The organism is Pseudarthrobacter sp. MEB009 (assembly GCF_030208875.1).
Taxonomy (GTDB): Bacteria; Actinomycetota; Actinomycetes; order Actinomycetales; family Micrococcaceae; genus Arthrobacter.
On sequence record NZ_JARVTC010000003.1, the window covers coordinates 75300 to 91142 of the forward strand.

The window sequence follows — 15843 nt, forward strand, 5'->3', positions numbered from 1 at the left end:
TCCTGGTCGTTAAACCGGGGCGATGGGGACCACATCTGATAGCGCAAGTCAGGGGAGGGGTGCGGGGTCCAGCCCCTGGCGGACGGGCCGGCCGCCGTCGTCAAACCTGGCGCCGGCACCGAGCTGGATGAAGCGCACCGTCCGGGCCACGCGTGCCTCCAGTTCCGCGGCCTCGTCGCTGCCGCGGGCCGCGCTGGAGGACAGCGTCCCCAGGATCAGCTGCGCCTGCTGGCTGATGTCCGCGGCCGGCAGGAAGCCCTGCTCCATGCCGTCGCGCAGGATGCCCTGCAGCAGCACGCTGAGGTCGCCCACGTGATGGGCCAGTTTGGCAAAGGACGACGGCGACAGCACAGCGCCCATGGCAGGGCCCGGCGGGAGGTGGCGGCGGGAGAGGTCCACCACCTGGGCGCGCACGTACAGTGCCAGCCGGTCCACGGGGTTCTCGAGCGTGGCCAGCGAGTCACGGAGCTCGGTGAGGAACTTCTCCGTCTCATCCAGCGCGTACGCGATCAGCAGTTCCTCGATGTCCGCGTAATAGTTGTACACGGCGGTGCGGCCAACCCCGGCGTGCCGGGCCACATCCGTCATGGTCAGGCCGGGCAGGCCGTGGGAAAACAGGAGCTCACCGAACGCCGTCTGGATCCGGCGCTGCGTGTCCGCGCGCTGGTCTGCGTTGCTGGCGGCTGTAATCCGTGGCATACAGACACTTTACCCCGATGTGTCAGTAAAACGGTCAGTTGGTGGCGCAGCCGTCCGGCCCGCAGGCTTCCCCGGCGTTGGCAGCGTCTACCAGCACCAGCGGGTTGGCGTCCTCCCAGGCGCGGGTCAGCGCCTCCGTGAACGTGGCCGCGGGCTGGGCGCCGGACAGTCCGAACTTCCGGTCGATCACGAAGAACGGCACACCGCTGATGCCCAGGGCCCGGGCTTCCTCGAAGTCGAAGCGGACGTCCGCTGCGTACTTGTCCGAGGTGAAGAGTTCCGCCACCTCAGCCTGGGGCAGGCCAAGGTCGTGGCCCAGTGCGGCCAGGTAGTCCTGGTTGCCGATGTCCCTGCCGTGCTCGAAATGGTCGCTGAGCAGGCGCTCCTTGGCGGCATCCTGGACGCCCTGCGTGGCGGCGAGATGGATGAGCCGGTGGGCGGTGAAGCTGTTGGCCACCACCACCGAGTCGAAGTCATACGCCAGGCCTTCGCCCTTGGCCACCTCGGTGACATGGCTGAACATCTGCTGTACCTGGTCCGGCGCCATACCCTTGCGGGTGCTCAGGTAGTCCTGTTCGGTGCCGTCGTAGTGTTCCGGCAGTGCCGGATCCAGCTGGTAGCTGCGCCACTGGACGTCCACCGCGGCACGGTGCGGGAACTCGGCCAGCGCGGCCTCGAAGCGGCGCTTGCCAATAAAACACCAGGGACAAGCAACGTCTGACCAGATCTCTACCTTCATGGTGGGCACAACCGCACGGCAGCGGCGGCTATTCCTCCTGCCGCTGTTGGATATCCCACACCGGCGGTTCAGGGGTGAGGGCACGCTCCAGGACGAAGTCGTGTTCCAGGGTGGTGCCCAGCCGGAACGACTTGGTTCCCACTTGCCGGAAACCTGACTTGGTGTAGAACCGGAGCGCCCGCTCATTCTGGTTGTTGACACCCAGCCAGATGCCCGCAGCGCCGGTAGCGGCGGCTGCGGCCAGCGTGGCGCACATCAGTTCGGCGGCGGCGCCGAGGCCGTGCTGGGCCGGATGGACGTAGCACTTGCTCAGCTCCACCGAAGGGTGCAGGGTCAGGGCGGCCGCCACGTCGGGGTCGGTGGCGGGCCGGGCCACCAGGAGGCTGTAGCCGTCCAGCGCACCCTCGGAGTCAATCACCGTGATGGTGATGTCCGGGTCCGCGAGGTAGTCGTCGAAGCAGGCTTCGCTGAGGGTCGCCGCGAGGTGCGCGGCGATGTCAACAGCCGACGACGACGGCGGGCAGGCCAACGGAAAGGTGACGGCCGCCAGCTCCGCCAGCGCGCCGGCGTCGTCCGCTGTTGCCTGCCGAAGGAGGTGGCTCATGGGATCTTCCTGTCAGGCGGTGATGGTGCGGACGGGCGAACCGGCCAGCCAGGCGGTGACGTCCTCGAAGGCGCCGCCGTAAAACTGGCGGTAGCTTTCCGTGGTGACGTAGCCAAGGTGCGGGGAGAGGACGGTGTTGGGTGCGGTGAGGAGCGGGTGGCCCGCCTGCAGGGGTTCCTGGTCGAAGACGTCGAGGGCGGCGCCGCGGATCCAGCCGCCGTTCAGCGCCCTGACCAGCGCGTCCTGGTTGACCAGCGGCCCCCTGGCGGTGTTGACCAGGAGCCCTTCCGGCCCCAGGAGCCGCAGTTCCGGTTCGTCCACAACGTTCTCGGAACGGGCTGAGAGCCTCAGGTGCAGGGTGGCCACGTCTGCGGCGCGGAACAGTTCCTCCTTGCTGACCAGCCGGGCACCGGCGGACGCAGCAGCCTCTGCCGTCAGGTTCTGGCTCCAGGCCACCACGTCCATGCCGAAGGCCTTGCCGTAGCCGGCCATCCTGCGGCCAATCTTGCCCAGGCCCACAATCCCCAGGGTCTTGCCGGCGAGTTCGAAGCCCACCGTGGACTGCCAGGTGCCGGCACGGAGTGAACGCTCCTCCGCGGGCAGGTGCCGTGCGAGGGCAAGCAGCAGCCCCCAGGTCAGCTCCGGCGCGGCGGCAGGGGAGCCCGGCGTCCCGCACACGGTGATGCCGAGGTCGGCTGCGGCCCCGGTGTCGATTGCGGCGTTTGCCATGCCGGTGGTGACCAGCAGTTTCAGCGCCGGGAGCTGTTCCAGGACCTCGTGGGGGAATGCGGTCCGCTCGCGCATGGCGATGACAATTGTTATGCCGGCCAGCGCCGACACCAGGGCCTCCGGGGACGCGAACGGCTTGCGGAACGTGGTGACCGTGATGCCTTGGGCTTCGAGCGCGGCCCAGTCGGCGAAACCGGAGGCCACGTCCTGGTAGTCGTCGAGGATGGCTAGGCGGTGCTTCATGGCGGTGTCCTTTGTCCCGGAATGGCGTGATGTTCATCGTAAAGCAGGCCCTCACGGGGCAACACTCTGAAGCGGGGAAGGGCGCCGTGATAGCAATGGGGGTGATGATTTTTCGGCCCCGACCCGCCCGCCGCCCATGACCGGCCGGCTTTCCGCCAGGATTCCTGCCGGCTGGATCCTGCTGGCATGCATTGGCCTGCTGGCGCTGAACCTGCGCGGGCCGTTTGTGGCCGTAGCGCCTGTGGTGGACCTGATGCAGGCGGAACTGGCGTTCTCACCGGTGATGCTTGGGCTGCTGACCAGCATCCCCGTGCTCTGCTTCTCGCTCGCGGCGCCGCTGGCATCCCTCGCGGCCAGAAAATTCGGGGCCGAGTTCGCGGTGACGCTGACCATCCTGGGGGTCCTGGCCGGTGTGCTGCTGCGGTCCGCCGGGGGGCCGGTGCTGGTGGTGGCCGGCACCGTGCTGATCGGCGTGGCCATCACGGTGGGCAACATTGCGGCGCCGTTGATCATCCGGCGTGATTTTGCTCCCGGCCGGCAAGGCACCGCTATGGGCATCTACACGGCCGCCCTGAACGTGGGGTCCTTTCTGACGTCCGTGGTGACCGCCCCGCTGGCAGCCGCGGCAGGATGGCGGACGGCGCTCGCGGCCGTGGCGGTCCTGGCCGTCCTCGCCATCGTGGGGTGGACGCTGGCGGTGGGACCGCGGAACGCCTTCCTGGTGTCCGGCCAGGTGCCTGCAGTTGCGCCGTTGCCGCCGGTGAAGGGCGCGGGCTGGGTCACGGCAGGCCTGACTGCCGGCTTTGCAGGCCAGGCTTTCTCTTATTACGGGGTGACCGCCTGGCTGCCCAGCTACCTGCACGACGAACTCGGCATGTCCGCGTCCGGAGCCGGCGCGGCCTCCTCGATTTTCCAGATCCTGGCCATCGTGGGCGGCCTGGGCGTTCCGTTTGCCGCCAAGTACTGGAGCATGAAAACGGTGGCCATCACCCTGGGAGTGCTGTGGGTCGCGGTTCCTGTCGGGTTGCTGCTGGCGCCTGGGCTGTGGTGGCTGTGGAGCGTTTCCGGCGGTATCGCCCAGGGCGGCGGCATCACTGTCGTGTTCATCGCCGTCATCCGGCTGGCCCGGGACCAGGCGTCCGCCGGGCGGATGTCCGCCACGGTGCAGGGCCTGGGCTACTGCTTCGCGGCCCTCGCGCCGCCCCTGGTGGGCTTCGTCCATGATGCGTCCGGTTCCTGGACCCTGCCCCTGCTGCTGATCCTTGGTTCCGTACTGGTCTTCTTCGCCGGCACCACCTTGTCCGTGCGCCAGGTGCCGCGGGGCCGCTGAGCCGGGTGCCGCCGTCGTACGCGACCCCGAACGCCCGCCAGCAAAACGGGATTGTCCCACCCACTCAGGGAGGGGGTGGGACGGGGGTTCCGTGCCGGCCCGGCGCCCCGGATTTCGGGGTGCCTTGTTGCGAGGGGCGTGCCGGGCCGGCGGACGGAAGGATGTCAGGCCGCGGCGAGTTCCTCCACGGTGGCCTTTTCGCGGGTCTCGGTGAGGTAGCGGGCGTAGGCGGGCAGCGTCAGGAAGGACGGGAAATCCTGGGCCAGGGTGACCTCTTCGAAGATGTCCCGGGCATCCTCGAAACGGTCGCCGTCGAAGCGCTCCAGGCGGGCGAATTCCTCATCGAGGAGTTCCTCCACCCACTGCTGGGTGATGATCTCGCCCTGGTCCGTGATGGCGTGGGCGTACATCCACTGCCACAGCTGGGAACGGGAGATTTCGGCGGTGGCGGCGTCTTCCATGAGGTTGTGGATGGCCACGGCGCCATTGCCGCGGAGCCAGGATTCGATGTAGCGGATGCCCACTTCGATGTTGATCCTGATGCCGTGTTCGGTGATGGTCCCTTCCGTGGCGGCCACGTTGATCAGGGCCCGGTCATCGGGGGTGACGTCCGCCCGGAGCCGGTCCAGCTGGTTGGGCTTGCTGCCGAGGGCTTCGTCAAAGACCTCGCGGCAGACCGGAACGAGGTCCGGGTGGGCCACCCAGGAGCCGTCGAACCCGTCAGCGGCTTCGCGTGCCTTGTCGGCACGGACCTTTTCGAAGGTGATGCTGTTGGCGGCCTCGTCCTTGCGGTTGGGCACTGCTGCCGCCATCCCGCCGATGGCCATGGCGCCGCGCTTGTGGCAGGCACGGACCAGTTGCTCCGTGTAGGCCCGCATGAACGGCTGCGTCATGGTCACCTGGGCCCGGTCCGGGAGGACGAACCGGGGGCCGCGGGTGCGGAAGTTCTTGATGAGGGAGAAGATGTAGTCCCAGCGGCCGGCGTTCAGGCCGGCGGCGTGGTCCCGCAGTTCATAGAGGATCTCCTCCATTTCGAAGGCGGCGGTGATGGTTTCGATCAGCACGGTGGCACGGATGGTGCCCTGCGGGATGCCCAGCAGGTCCTGGGCCAGGATAAAGATGTCGTTCCAGAGCCGGGCCTCGAGGTGGTTCTCGATCTTGGGCAGGTAGAAGTAGGGGCCTTTGCCCTGGGCGAGCAGGCGGCGGGCGTTGTGGAAGAAGAACAGCCCGAAGTCCACGATTCCGCCGGCGATGGGGGTGCCGTCGACCAGCATGTGCTTTTCCGGCAGGTGCCAGCCCCGTGGCCGGACCACCATGGTGGGCAGCTCGGTGGCGGGGCGGAGCCGGTATTCCTTGCCTTCCTCCGAGGTGAAGTCGATGCGGCGCTCCAGGGCGTCGGTCAGGTTCAGCTGGCCCTTGATGACGTTGCGCCAGGTGGGGGTGGAGGAGTCCTCCATGTCCGCCAGCCAGACCTTGGCACCTGAGTTCAGGGCGTTGATGGTCATCTTTTTGTCCACCGGGCCGGTGATTTCCACGCGGCGGTCCTCCAGGCCGGGGGCCGGGGGAGCCACCCGCCAGGTGGGGTCGTTGCGGATGTCCTCGGTTTCGCGGAGGAACCTCGGGTCCTGTCCTGCTGCGATTCCGGCGCGGCGTGCCCGGCGGGCCTGGAGCAGTTCCTGGCGGCGTCCCGCCGTGGCCCGGTGGAGCCTGGCGAGGAACGCCAGCGCGTCAGGGGTGAGGACCTCGTCCTGCCGGCACACGGGCTGCGCGGTCAGGGTGATTCCGTTGATGCTGAAGTTGTCGGTGAAAGTGTTCATGGGAGTTGCTCCTTGGCTGTCCACCCCGTTGCCCTATCACTTATGGCTCCCAACAGCTGTCGATAGGGACCATAGGTGATAGGGCAAGTGGGTGGGAAAGGCGGCTGGGGATTAGTGGAACTGGCCTTCTTCTGTGGATCCCACGAGGGCGAGTGTTGACGCGTTCGGGTTGAGCGCGGTGGCGATGCTGTCGAAGTAGCCGGTGCCGACTTCGCGCTGGTGTTTCGTTGCGGTGTAGCCGCGGGACTCGGAGGCGAATTCCTTTTCCTGGAGCTCGACGTAAGCGCTCATGCCGTCCCGGGCGTAACCGTGGGCAAGGTCGAACATCGAGTAGTTCAGGGCGTGGAATCCGGCCAGGGTGATGAACTGGAAGGTGAAACCCATGGCGCCGAGTTCACGCTGGAACTTGGCGATGGTGTCGTCATCCAAGTGCTTGCGCCAGTTGAAGGAGGGCGAGCAGTTGTAGGAGAGCATCTGGTCCGGGAAGTCGGCTTTGACGGCTTCGGCGAATTTGCGGGCCAGGTCCAGGTCCGGGGTGCCGGTTTCCATCCAGATCAGGTCCGAGTAGGGGGCGTAGGCCTTGGCGCGGGCAATGCAGGGTTCGATGCCGTTGCGGACCTTGTAGAAGCCTTCGGCCGTGCGTTCGCCGGTGATGAATTCCTGGTCGCGTTCGTCGACGTCCGAGGTGATGAGGGTGGCGGCCTCGGCGTCGGTGCGGGCGATGACCACGGTGGGGGTGCCGGCGACGTCGGCGGCGAGCCGGGCAGCGTTCAGGGTGCGGACGTGCTGCTGGCTGGGGATCAAGACCTTGCCGCCCAGGTGGCCGCATTTCTTTTCAGAGGCGAGCTGGTCTTCCCAGTGCACGCCGGCCGCGCCCGCCTGGATCATGGATTTCATGAGTTCGTAGGCGTTCAGCGGCCCGCCGAAGCCTGCCTCGGCGTCGGCCACGATGGGCACCAGCCAGTCCTCGACGGTCTGGATGCCTTCGGAGAACTCGATCTGGTCCGCCCGGAGCAGGGCGTTGTTGATCCGGCGCACCACGGTGGGGACCGAGTTGGCCGGGTACAGGGACTGGTCCGGGTAGGTGTGCCCGGAGTTGTTGGCGTCCGCGGCGACCTGCCAGCCGGAGAGGTAGATGGCGCGCAGCCCGGCCTTGACCTGCTGCACGGCCTGGTTGCCGGTGAGTGCGCCGAGGGCGTTGGTGTAGCCGCAGGTCTGGCGCTCTTCCGTGAGCTGCTTCCACAACTTTTCCGAACCGCGACGGGCCAGGGTCTGCTCTTCGGTGACCCGGCCGCGGAGCTTGACGACGTCGGAGGCTGAGTAGTCGCGGGTCACGCCTTCCCAGCGGGGGTTGGCAGCCCACTCAAGTTCCAGGGCCGCTGCCTGCTGGCCGGGCGTCTGCTGGGCGGGCTCAAAAGCTGCAGTCATCGTTGTCTCCTCGTTTATGCGCCGGGGTTCCGGCCGCCGGGCCGCTTCGCTGCGGTTGCCGGCGGGCCGGTACGGTGGTGCAAATCTTTTCCGTGAACAACACTTTTCCGTAGTTGCAATCCGGAAAATAGATCAAAAGACTGGAAAGAAATGCGTTTCTTCGCTTATCCTGCATAAATGCCGCCTACCAGCTGGAACCGCAACGTTGCGCCGTCCACCGTCCCCGCCGCCGTCCCCGAACTGGACGTCATCAGCCTGGGCCGCAGGGTCCGCCACCTGCGGAAAGCTGCAGGCCTGACCCTTGACGGCCTGGGTGCCGCGGTGGGAACCGCGCCAAGCCAGCTGAGCCTGATCGAGAACGGCAAGCGGGAACCCAAACTCGGGATGCTGCAGCAGCTCGCCGCTGCCCTGGGGGTGGGGATCGAACAGCTGCTTGGGGCCGAACCGCCAAGCCGCCGGGCGGCCCTGGAGATCGAGCTGGAACGCTACCAGCGGGGGCCCTTGTATGAGACCTTGAACATCCCCAAAATCCGCATCAGCTCAAGGCTTCCGCTGGATGTGCTGGAAGCCCAGGTGGGGCTGCTGCACGAGCTGGAACGCAAGCTGAACGAACAGGTGGCAACCCCCGAGGAGGCCCGGCGGGCCAACGGCGGATTGCGGGCCATGATGCGCGAGCGCGGCAACTACTTCCCGGAGTACGAGGCGGAGGCGAAGAAGGTGCTGGCCGCCGTGGGGTACACCTCCGGTCCGTTGTCCCAGCACGTCATCGCGGACATCGCGGAGAACCTGGGTTTCAGCCTCCACCACGTAGGGGACCTGCCGCATTCCACCCGGTCGGTGACGGACCTGAAGAACCGCCGAATTTACCTGACGCAAAGCCAACGGCAGGACCATGACCCCCGTTCCGTGCTGCTGCAGGCCTTGGGCCACTACGTGCTGGGGCACGAGACGCCGAAAAACTACGGTGATTTCCTGGCCCAGCGCGTGGCCACGAACTATTTCGCGGCGGCGCTGCTCCTGCCTGAGCAGACGACGGTGGACTTCCTGCAGAAGGCCAAGGCGGCGAAGGAGATCGCTGTTGAGGATATCCGGGACGCGTTTGCGGTTTCCTACGAGACGGCCGCGCACCGTTTCACCAACCTCGCCACCCGGCATCTGGGGATCACCACCCATTTCCAGAAGACCCACCAAAGCGGCATCATCTACAAGGCCTATGAGAACGACGGCGTGACGTTCCCGCAGGACCATACCGGCGCCATCGAGGGCCAACCGTCGTGCAAGGCGTGGACGTCGCGGGCCGTCTTCGATGTGCCCGACAAGTTCAGTGCCTACAGCCAGTACACGGACACGCCGTCCGGCACGTACTGGTGCACAGCGCGGACGGAGCGCTCCGCCAACGGCGAGTTCTCCCTGTCCATCGGGGTGCCGTACCAGCACGTGAAGTGGTTCCGCGGACGGGAGACCACCGCACGGGAAAAGTCGCTGTGCCCGGACCCCAACTGCTGCAAGCGGCCGCCGGCGGCGCTGGCGTCCGAATGGGCGGGAAACGCCTGGCCGTCCGCCCGCGCCCACTCGCACCTGCTGGCCGCGATGCCGCCCGGCGCGTTCCCCGGCGTGGACGAAACCGAGGTGTACAGCTTCCTGCAGGCGCATTCGGGAAGCTGAGCCGGCTTAGCCGCGGCGTACTGCCCTGTCCAGGCTTTGGCGCGCCGCCCTGAGATCGATGCAGATGAAATCGGTAAGGAGCCCGTGGACTGCCCGGAACGATTCCTGGTCGCCGGTCCACCGGCTGGAATCGCGGAGAAATTCCACAAAGTGCATCAAACAGTACATGGCCACAATTCCTTCCTGGACCGTATGCAGAAGGAGCGAAGCCATCTTCGCGGCCACATCCCCCGGATGCAATGCAGTGATGGAGGATGTTTCTTCGTCCCGCGGGTAAAAGCGAAAGAAGAAGGCCAGATGCTCGACGACAAACGTCGCGTCAGGATTACCGGGGCCCGCCCGGAACCAGCGGATAAAGGCCGGAGTGAGGGCTTCCAGTTCGCGTACATTAGCGGGCGAGGGCAGAACCACGTGTTGGTCTGCGTTGACGAAGGGGTTTCCCGGCTGACACCTGGCATGATGCCGTTGACCCCTCGCGTTGCGTGATTTTGTGGCCATCGTTTCCTCTCCTGCGCTGTCAGCATTGACAGGCTGTGCTCCAAAGCTAGGCCCGAAGATATCCGGCAGCCACGACCCATCGGACGTATGTGGAAAACACCGCGAAACGCCCTAGCCGTGCAACTCCCGGTACGCGGCAGCGGCCGCCGGATGCAGGGTGATGCCGGCCGTGTTGATTCCGGGCTGAGGAACTGCACCCCGAGGCTTGATTCCGGGATCAGCTCACTGGCGTTGTCCACCAGCAGTTTCACGGTCCGCTGCACTGTTGCGGCGTCCAGGTCGGGCCGGCACAGCAACAGGTTCGCGGCGCCCACGGTCCACGCCGCCGGCACGCCCGGGTAGCTGTCGGCGGGGATCAGCACCCTGTCGTACACCGCCCCGTGCTGCCGGCGGAGCTCCGGGAGCACCGCGGACAGGTCCAGCAGCCCGAGCGCCACGTCCTGCCCCGCAACGGCGATGGCCGCCGTGGGCACACCGCCGGACCAGAACAAGGCGTCCACGGAGCCAGCCCGCAGGGCGGCCAGTCCCTCGTTGAGCCCCAGGTTGAGGACGACGACGGTCCCCGCCTTCGATGCCGCACCTTCCGGCGAGGCGGACAGGCCGGCAGCCGCAAGGATCCTTGGTGTGGTCAGGGAGGTGCCGGAGCCCGGCTGGCCCACGGCGATCCGGCGGCCGGCCAGCTGGCCGAGTGCACTGATGCCGCTGTCCCGCCGCACCACGCAATGAACGTAGTTTTCATAAACCCGGCCCAGGGCAGCAAGATCCGTCCCGGCCTCAACCGGCGTTCCGGTGCCCGCGGCGTCCGCCAGGGCCACGGCAAACGTGGCCCGGCCCGCCCGCAGTTCCGCCAGGTTGTCCAGGCTGCCGCCGGTGGGGACGGCAGTGGCTTTGCCGGCCACCCCGTGCCGCTCCAGCGCAGCGGCCAGGAGGGCAGCGAACTCAAGGTAGAAGCCGCCAGGCTCACCACCGGCAACGGTGACCAGATCAGGGCGGCCGGCACCTGTGCAGCCGGCCAGCGCAGCCGGCAGTCCCAGGGCGAGTCCTGCGGCAAGCCCGCCCCGCAGGACCATCCGCCGTGAAAGCCCCGCACCGGCGTCAGCCACGCCTGGCTCCCGGGTCCGTGGCCAGCCGCTGATCCGGCAGCACCGGGAACTCCAGCCGCACCGCCAGGCCATGGGGTTCGACCGCGGCCAGCACCAACCGGCCGCCGTTGGCTGCCGCCAGCTCACCCACAATAGTGATCCCCAGCCCCGTCCCCCGGACCGCGGAGTGCTGCGCCGTCCCCCGGACCGCGGAGTGCTGCGCCGCCCGCCAGAACCTGGTGGCGGCGGCGGCCCGGTCCGGCGCGGAAAGCCCTGGACCGTCGTCGGAAATTTCCACCACTGCAGTGCCGGGGTCAACTTGGAGGCTCGCTGTGACCGTTGCAGTCGGCGCATACTTGACGGCGTTGTTCAGCAACTCAGCCACCATCTGCGCGAGTTCCGCCGGATGGCAGCCCACCAACGCGCTGGGCGCCGGCGGCGGGGCCAGCACCAGGCGGCAGCCCGCCCGCTCCGCCGCCGGCAGGGCCCGCTCCACTTCCCCCTGCAGGACCGGGTACGGGTCCATGGTCTGGGCCGGCGGCCGGGCCGGACCGCTGAACGGCCGGGCGGCGTCCTCGGATGACCGGTGCTCGGCGGCGGCAAGCTTAAGCACGCCGTCCAGGATTTCCTCCACACGTTCCAGCTCCACCATGACACTGTCCGCGGCGCCGCGTTCCCGGGCCGTTGCCAACTCCAGTTGGAGCAGGTCCATCCGCAGCCGCAGGGCTCCCACGGGATTCCGGAGCTGGTGGGATGTGTCGGCGATCAGCTGGCGTTGGGAGTCGAGGCTGGCCGTCAGCGTCCCGGCCATGGCAGTGAAGGACCTGCCCAGCTGGCGGAGCTCCGGCGGGCCGTCCTCCGGCAGCCTGCCTGCCCGGCCTGTCCGTTCCAGCTCGGTCACGGCGGAATCCAGCCGCAGGACGGGCCGCAGGACCCAGCCGGTCAGCCGTGCGGCCCCCAGCAGCAGGACGGCTGCCAGCGCCAGTGCGGCAGCTCCCACCAGCAGCCAGCGTTCCCGGAGTTTTTGGCGGGCGGCGTCCAGGTCAACTTCCAGGACCACCGCCCCCAGCACTTGGCTGGCACTTCCGAAGGGCCGGAACATGAGCTGGGAACCGGCACCGAACGGCTCAATCGGCGCCAGCGAGGTGCCGTTTACGTTGAGCCTGGCCTGCGACAACGCAGCAGCGACGTCCGCCCGGTCTCCGTCCAGGCCGCCGGACCGCAGCGTGGACTGCTGGACCCGGACCACAATGCCCTCCCCGTACAACCCCGAGTACGTGTCCATGTCGCGCTGCAGCCGGGCGGTGTCGCCGTCGGACGAGGCATCGAAGGCCACCTGCGCCAGCCGGTTCAGCGAGGCTGCGCGGTTGATCTGCAGTTCCTGGGTCAGCTCCCGGGACGCCGAGGTCAGGATGGTCCCGGTGACCAGGAAAACCACTGCCAGGCACAGCACGCTCAGGATGCCCAGGACCCGGATCCTCACGCCGGATCAGCCTCCACCCGATAGCCCACCCCACGCACGTTGATGATAAAGCCGGGCTTCTGCAGCTTGGCCCGCAGCCCGGTAAGGTGCACGTCGAGCGACCGGGACGAGGCCAGGAACGCATCGCCCCACAGCGCGTCCAGGATCTGTTCCCGGGTGACCACGGATCCGGCATGGCGGGCCAGCAGGGCCAGCAGGTCGAACTCCGTGGCCGTCAGCGGCAGGACCGCGCCGTCGCGGGTGGCGGACCGCCGGTTCACGTCGATCTCCAGCCCGGCCAGGGAAATGGTGGCCGGCGCGCTGTCCCGGGCGCGCCCTGCCCGGCGGGTCACCGCCTCGATCCTGGCCAACAACTCCACCAACTTGACGGGTTTGACCAGGTAGTCGTCCGCGCCGGAGCGCAGGCCCAGGACCACACTGCGTTCATCATCGCGGGCGGTCAGGATCAGGATGGGGCAGTCCGTGACCTGGCGGAGCTTCCGCAGGACCTCCAGCCCGTCCATGTCCGGCAGCCCCAGGTCCAGGAGAATCACCTGGAAGTTCCGGTGCAAGAGCAGGGCGTCGGCTCCGCGGGAGACCCGGGTGGTATGCAGTCCGGCTGAGCCAACCGCGGCGGTCAGGGCAGCGGCCATGGCGTCGTCGTCCTCGACGATCAGCACATCCATTGCCTGTCCTTTTCTGCGCTGCCGGGTGGAAGCGTCACTGGAGACTATCGCGTGCGGGCCGGAATTACCCGGGGCGGGCCATTGCCGGATACCTGCGGCGGCATGGGCGGGGCCCGGCTGGGCGAATCCTAAGGAAGTGTTAGGAAAGCCGTCCCGGCGTTGGTTGTGCGCCGCATCACCCCTAACTTGGTGGAAGTCCTCCAACCGTTCGGGAGACTGTCCACGCCAAGGAAGGTTCACTGATGAGCACCCAACACGCAACGCCGCGTAACGAGGCGGCCCAGACCCGGAGGGCCGTGGGCAACATCCTGAAAGGATCCGCCGGCAACCTCGTTGAATGGTACGACCTCTACGTCTACACCGTCTTCGCCGCCTACTTCCAGTCCCACTTCTTCAGCTCCGAAAGTGACCTCCAGGCGGGCCTTGAGGCCATGGCGGTGTTTTCCACGACCTTCCTGATGCGGCCCATCGGAGCCTGGTTCTTCGGCCGGTACGCCGACCGGAAGGGACGCAAGGCCGCCCTGACCCTGAGCGTGACCATGATGTCCGCCGGCTCGTTCGCCATCGCCATCCTGCCCACCAAGGACGTCATCGGGATCTGGGCGCTCATCATCCTCGTGTTCATCCGCCTGGTACAGGGTTTCTCCGTCGGTGGCGAGTACGGCACCAGCGCAACCTACATGTCGGAAGCGGCAACGTCCCGCCGTCGTGGGTTCTTCTCCAGCTTCCAGTACGTGACCCTGGTGGGCGGCCAGATGCTGGCGCTGCTGGTCCTGATCATCCTGCAGAACAGCATGGGCGGCACCGTGCTTACCGAATGGGGCTGGCGGATCCCGTTCGCGATCGGCGGGGTGGCGGCACTGGTGGTTCTCTGGCTCCGGCGCTCCATGGAGGAGACGCTGTCCTCCGACCAGCTGCGCGCCGCACACGTGAAGGTTGCCGGCGAGGCCCAGCCCGGAACGATGCGCCTCCTGCTGACCAAGCACCTCAAGCCATTGCTGATCTGCATCGGCATCACGCTGGGCGGCACCGTTGCCTTCTACACGTACACCAACTTCATCCTGAAGTTCATGAACGATACCTCCGGCATCGCCAAGACCGAGACGTCCGTGATCAACTTCTGGGCGCTGCTGATCTTTATGTGCCTGCAGCCGGTCTACGGCATCATCTCCGACAAGGTGGGCCGCAAGCCGCTGCTGCTGTGGTTCGGAATCACCGGCGTCCTGTTTACGTGGCCGCTGCTGTCCGCGCTGGGCGGGACCCGGGATCCTTTCACGGCCTTCCTGCTGATGCTCGGCGGCCTGGTCATTGTGGGCGGCTACACGTCCATCAACGCACTGGTGAAGGCCGAACTCTTCCCGGCCTCCATCCGCGCCCTCGGCGTGGGCCTGGGGTACGCCATCGCCAACTCCCTGTTTGGTGGAACGGTTCCCCTGATTGGCGCGGCGCTGCAGAAGGCCGGCAACATCGAGCTCTTCTTCACCTACGTCACGGTGGCCATTGCCTTGTCGCTGCTGGTGTACATTTTCGCGCTGAAAAACAAGAAGCCCACCCAGCTGGATGAGGAACAGGGCCACGCCTGGGACGTTGCCAAGTCCGACGACGGCGCCGACCTCCTCGAGGCAAGGCGCTAGTTCACGCCCGGTTGCCCCAGCCGGGGTTACCGGAAGATGCAGGAAAAGGTGCGGTGCCGGCTTTCGCCGGCACCGCACCTTTGGCGTTTACGGCACCGCACCTTTGGCGTTTACGGCAGCTGTCAGCGTGCCGCGCGGCGACTTGCCAGGGCCCCGTGCAGCCGGAAGAACCGGGGGAGCACCACGTAAACGGCGCACGGAACCACCAGAAGGGTCAGCCCCATGGCCCGGAGCACCGGGTGCCAGCTGTCCATCAGCGGACCGAGGACCAGCATGCCGATGGAAACGAGCGGAAAGATGGCCAGCCAGGTCATGACGGCGCGGGTGTGGATGGACGGCGGTGCGGGCGGCAGAGGCGTCAGGGCAGCCGCGGGAGGGGTGTCGGTGGCGGGCTGTGGCACGGCAGTCATCGAAATCTCCAACTGGTTAGTTGCTTATGTTGATGGCGACACTACGGGGACGTCCGGCCAATTGCAACTACTTGGTTGGAAATTGCGTAGGATGGGTGCCATGGCCTGGAATACCGAACGCACCAAAGAGCTGCTGCTGGCTGCCGCCACCGCGGAATTCAGCGCCAACGGACTCGCCGGAGCCCGGGTGGACCGGATCGCCGCCGCCGCGGGCGTCAACAAGGAGCGCATCTACCAATACTTCGGCAAAAAGGATGACCTGTTCGATGCCGTCCTGGCCGCCGAAATGATCCGGGTGATGACCGAGGTTCCCATCCGCGGCTCCGGCCCGGAAGCCTTTGGCGATTATGCGGGCCGGCTGTTCGACAGGCACACCACGGACGGCGTGCTGCCCCGGCTGGTGTTCTGGGAAGGGCTGGAACGCGGGCGGGAAACCGTCAGCAGAGCCACCCGCACCGATCATTGCGCCATCAAGGTGGGGCAGGTGATGGACGTTTTGCCGGGCGTGGACCGCGAGGACGCGGCGGACCTGCTGATCACCGTTGTCACGCTGTGCGATGGCTGGCCGGTGCTGCCACAGATCGACGCCCTCCTGGCCGGGAGCGCGCCGGACCGGGCCGTCCGGCGCCGGGCAGCGATTGTGCGGACGGCCACGCTGATGGCCGGTGCCCTGCTCACTGATGCCAGGGCTAAGGAAGCCGCGCACCCAGGAGTCTGAACCTGAACTCCCGGGTGCGCGCCGCCGTCGTCCGTTCACGCCACGCTGCCGCGACGCCGGGCAGAACTCCCCATGGCGCTGCTGCGGACCGGCGCCTAC

General features: G+C 67.3%; 14 protein-coding genes and 1 pseudogene. 4 read left to right on the top strand and 11 right to left on the bottom strand.

Going from position 1 to position 15843, the window contains the following annotated elements:
• Positions 1–48: 48 nt before the first annotated feature.
• The 4 genes from QRN07_RS01580 to QRN07_RS01595 are packed head-to-tail and all read right to left on the bottom strand — an operon-like array spanning position 49 to position 3014.
• Positions 49–699, bottom strand: coding sequence for a TetR/AcrR family transcriptional regulator (locus QRN07_RS01580; protein WP_050686685.1), 651 nt, complete (start codon positions 697–699; stop codon positions 49–51).
• A 34-nt stretch (positions 700–733) separates the two neighbouring features.
• Complete coding sequence (locus tag QRN07_RS01585) at positions 734–1438, bottom strand: DsbA family oxidoreductase (RefSeq protein WP_050686724.1); 705 nt, start codon at positions 1436–1438, stop codon at positions 734–736.
• Positions 1439–1466: 28 nt separating this feature from the next.
• On the bottom strand, positions 1467–2042 hold the full coding sequence (locus tag QRN07_RS01590; protein WP_285240206.1) for a GNAT family N-acetyltransferase: 576 nt from the start codon (positions 2040–2042) through the stop codon (positions 1467–1469).
• A gap of 12 nt (positions 2043–2054) precedes the next feature.
• A complete protein-coding gene (locus QRN07_RS01595) occupies positions 2055–3014 on the bottom strand; it encodes a D-2-hydroxyacid dehydrogenase family protein (RefSeq protein ID WP_285240207.1) in 960 nt (319 codons plus the stop codon).
• A 136-nt stretch (positions 3015–3150) separates the two neighbouring features.
• Between QRN07_RS01595 and QRN07_RS01600 the strand changes: the two genes are divergently transcribed.
• On the top strand, positions 3151–4344 hold the full coding sequence (locus QRN07_RS01600) for an MFS transporter (protein WP_056595418.1): 1194 nt from the start codon (positions 3151–3153) through the stop codon (positions 4342–4344).
• 164 nt (positions 4345–4508) lie between these two features.
• Here QRN07_RS01600 and aceB read toward each other — a convergent pair whose 3' ends face one another.
• Positions 4509–6161: a malate synthase A gene (gene aceB / locus QRN07_RS01605; protein ID WP_050686678.1), complete on the bottom strand. Its 1653-nt coding sequence runs from the start codon at positions 6159–6161 to the stop codon at positions 4509–4511.
• A gap of 111 nt (positions 6162–6272) precedes the next feature.
• Positions 6273–7589, bottom strand: a complete 1317-nt coding sequence (gene aceA / locus QRN07_RS01610; protein WP_285240208.1) for an isocitrate lyase — start codon at positions 7587–7589, stop codon at positions 6273–6275.
• A gap of 177 nt (positions 7590–7766) precedes the next feature.
• Between aceA and QRN07_RS01615 the strand changes: the two genes are divergently transcribed.
• Positions 7767–9254, top strand: a complete 1488-nt coding sequence (locus QRN07_RS01615; protein ID WP_050686675.1) for an XRE family transcriptional regulator — start codon at positions 7767–7769, stop codon at positions 9252–9254.
• Between the two features lie 6 nt (positions 9255–9260).
• Here QRN07_RS01615 and QRN07_RS01620 read toward each other — a convergent pair whose 3' ends face one another.
• The 4 genes and pseudogenes from QRN07_RS01620 to QRN07_RS01635 form a co-directional block, all read right to left on the bottom strand.
• A complete protein-coding gene (locus tag QRN07_RS01620) occupies positions 9261–9752 on the bottom strand; it encodes a hypothetical protein (RefSeq protein WP_285240209.1) in 492 nt (163 codons plus the stop codon).
• A gap of 111 nt (positions 9753–9863) precedes the next feature.
• Positions 9864–10822: pseudogene (locus tag QRN07_RS01625) on the bottom strand (TAXI family TRAP transporter solute-binding subunit).
• 25 nt (positions 10823–10847) lie between these two features.
• Positions 10848–12317 carry a sensor histidine kinase gene (locus QRN07_RS01630; protein ID WP_285240210.1) on the bottom strand — a complete coding sequence of 490 codons (1470 nt, stop codon included), beginning with the start codon at positions 12315–12317 and terminating at the stop codon, positions 10848–10850.
• Positions 12314–12982 (bottom strand): response regulator transcription factor, encoded by a 669-nt coding sequence (locus tag QRN07_RS01635; RefSeq protein WP_285240211.1) that lies wholly within the window; start codon positions 12980–12982, stop codon positions 12314–12316. The genes QRN07_RS01630 and QRN07_RS01635 overlap by 4 nt, the downstream gene beginning before the upstream one ends.
• A 242-nt stretch (positions 12983–13224) precedes the next feature.
• Between QRN07_RS01635 and QRN07_RS01640 the strand changes: the two genes are divergently transcribed.
• Complete coding sequence (locus QRN07_RS01640) at positions 13225–14616, top strand: MFS transporter (protein ID WP_056595406.1); 1392 nt, start codon at positions 13225–13227, stop codon at positions 14614–14616.
• A gap of 122 nt (positions 14617–14738) precedes the next feature.
• Here QRN07_RS01640 and QRN07_RS01645 read toward each other — a convergent pair whose 3' ends face one another.
• Entirely contained in the window at positions 14739–15026 is a 288-nt protein-coding gene (locus QRN07_RS01645) for a putative antibiotic biosynthesis monooxygenase (RefSeq protein WP_056595404.1), read from the bottom strand.
• A 100-nt stretch (positions 15027–15126) separates the two neighbouring features.
• Here QRN07_RS01645 and QRN07_RS01650 point away from each other — a divergent pair, with 100 nt between their 5' ends.
• On the top strand, positions 15127–15744 hold the full coding sequence (locus QRN07_RS01650; RefSeq protein ID WP_056595487.1) for a TetR/AcrR family transcriptional regulator: 618 nt from the start codon (positions 15127–15129) through the stop codon (positions 15742–15744).
• Positions 15745–15843: the final 99 nt, after the last annotated feature.

What these genes read in the sequence shown, in the direction of transcription:
- QRN07_RS01580 (WP_050686685.1), bottom strand. Translation starts at nt 699, where the DNA reads ATGCCACGGATTACAGCCGCCAGCAACGCAGACCAGCGCGCGGACACG.
- QRN07_RS01590 (WP_285240206.1), bottom strand. Translation starts at nt 2,042, where the DNA reads ATGAGCCACCTCCTTCGGCAGGCAACAGCGGACGACGCCGGCGCGCTG.
- QRN07_RS01635 (WP_285240211.1), bottom strand. Translation starts at nt 12,982, where the DNA reads ATGGATGTGCTGATCGTCGAGGACGACGACGCCATGGCCGCTGCCCTG.
- QRN07_RS01595 (WP_285240207.1), bottom strand. Translation starts at nt 3,014, where the DNA reads ATGAAGCACCGCCTAGCCATCCTCGACGACTACCAGGACGTGGCCTCC.
- QRN07_RS01645 (WP_056595404.1), bottom strand. Translation starts at nt 15,026, where the DNA reads ATGACTGCCGTGCCACAGCCCGCCACCGACACCCCTCCCGCGGCTGCC.
- QRN07_RS01600 (WP_056595418.1), top strand. Translation starts at nt 3,151, where the DNA reads ATGACCGGCCGGCTTTCCGCCAGGATTCCTGCCGGCTGGATCCTGCTG.
- QRN07_RS01615 (WP_050686675.1), top strand. Translation starts at nt 7,767, where the DNA reads ATGCCGCCTACCAGCTGGAACCGCAACGTTGCGCCGTCCACCGTCCCC.
- aceA (WP_285240208.1), bottom strand. Translation starts at nt 7,589, where the DNA reads ATGACTGCAGCTTTTGAGCCCGCCCAGCAGACGCCCGGCCAGCAGGCA.
- QRN07_RS01650 (WP_056595487.1), top strand. Translation starts at nt 15,127, where the DNA reads ATGGCCTGGAATACCGAACGCACCAAAGAGCTGCTGCTGGCTGCCGCC.
- QRN07_RS01585 (WP_050686724.1), bottom strand. Translation starts at nt 1,438, where the DNA reads ATGAAGGTAGAGATCTGGTCAGACGTTGCTTGTCCCTGGTGTTTTATT.
- QRN07_RS01620 (WP_285240209.1), bottom strand. Translation starts at nt 9,752, where the DNA reads ATGGCCACAAAATCACGCAACGCGAGGGGTCAACGGCATCATGCCAGG.
- QRN07_RS01640 (WP_056595406.1), top strand. Translation starts at nt 13,225, where the DNA reads ATGAGCACCCAACACGCAACGCCGCGTAACGAGGCGGCCCAGACCCGG.
- aceB (WP_050686678.1), bottom strand. Translation starts at nt 6,161, where the DNA reads ATGAACACTTTCACCGACAACTTCAGCATCAACGGAATCACCCTGACC.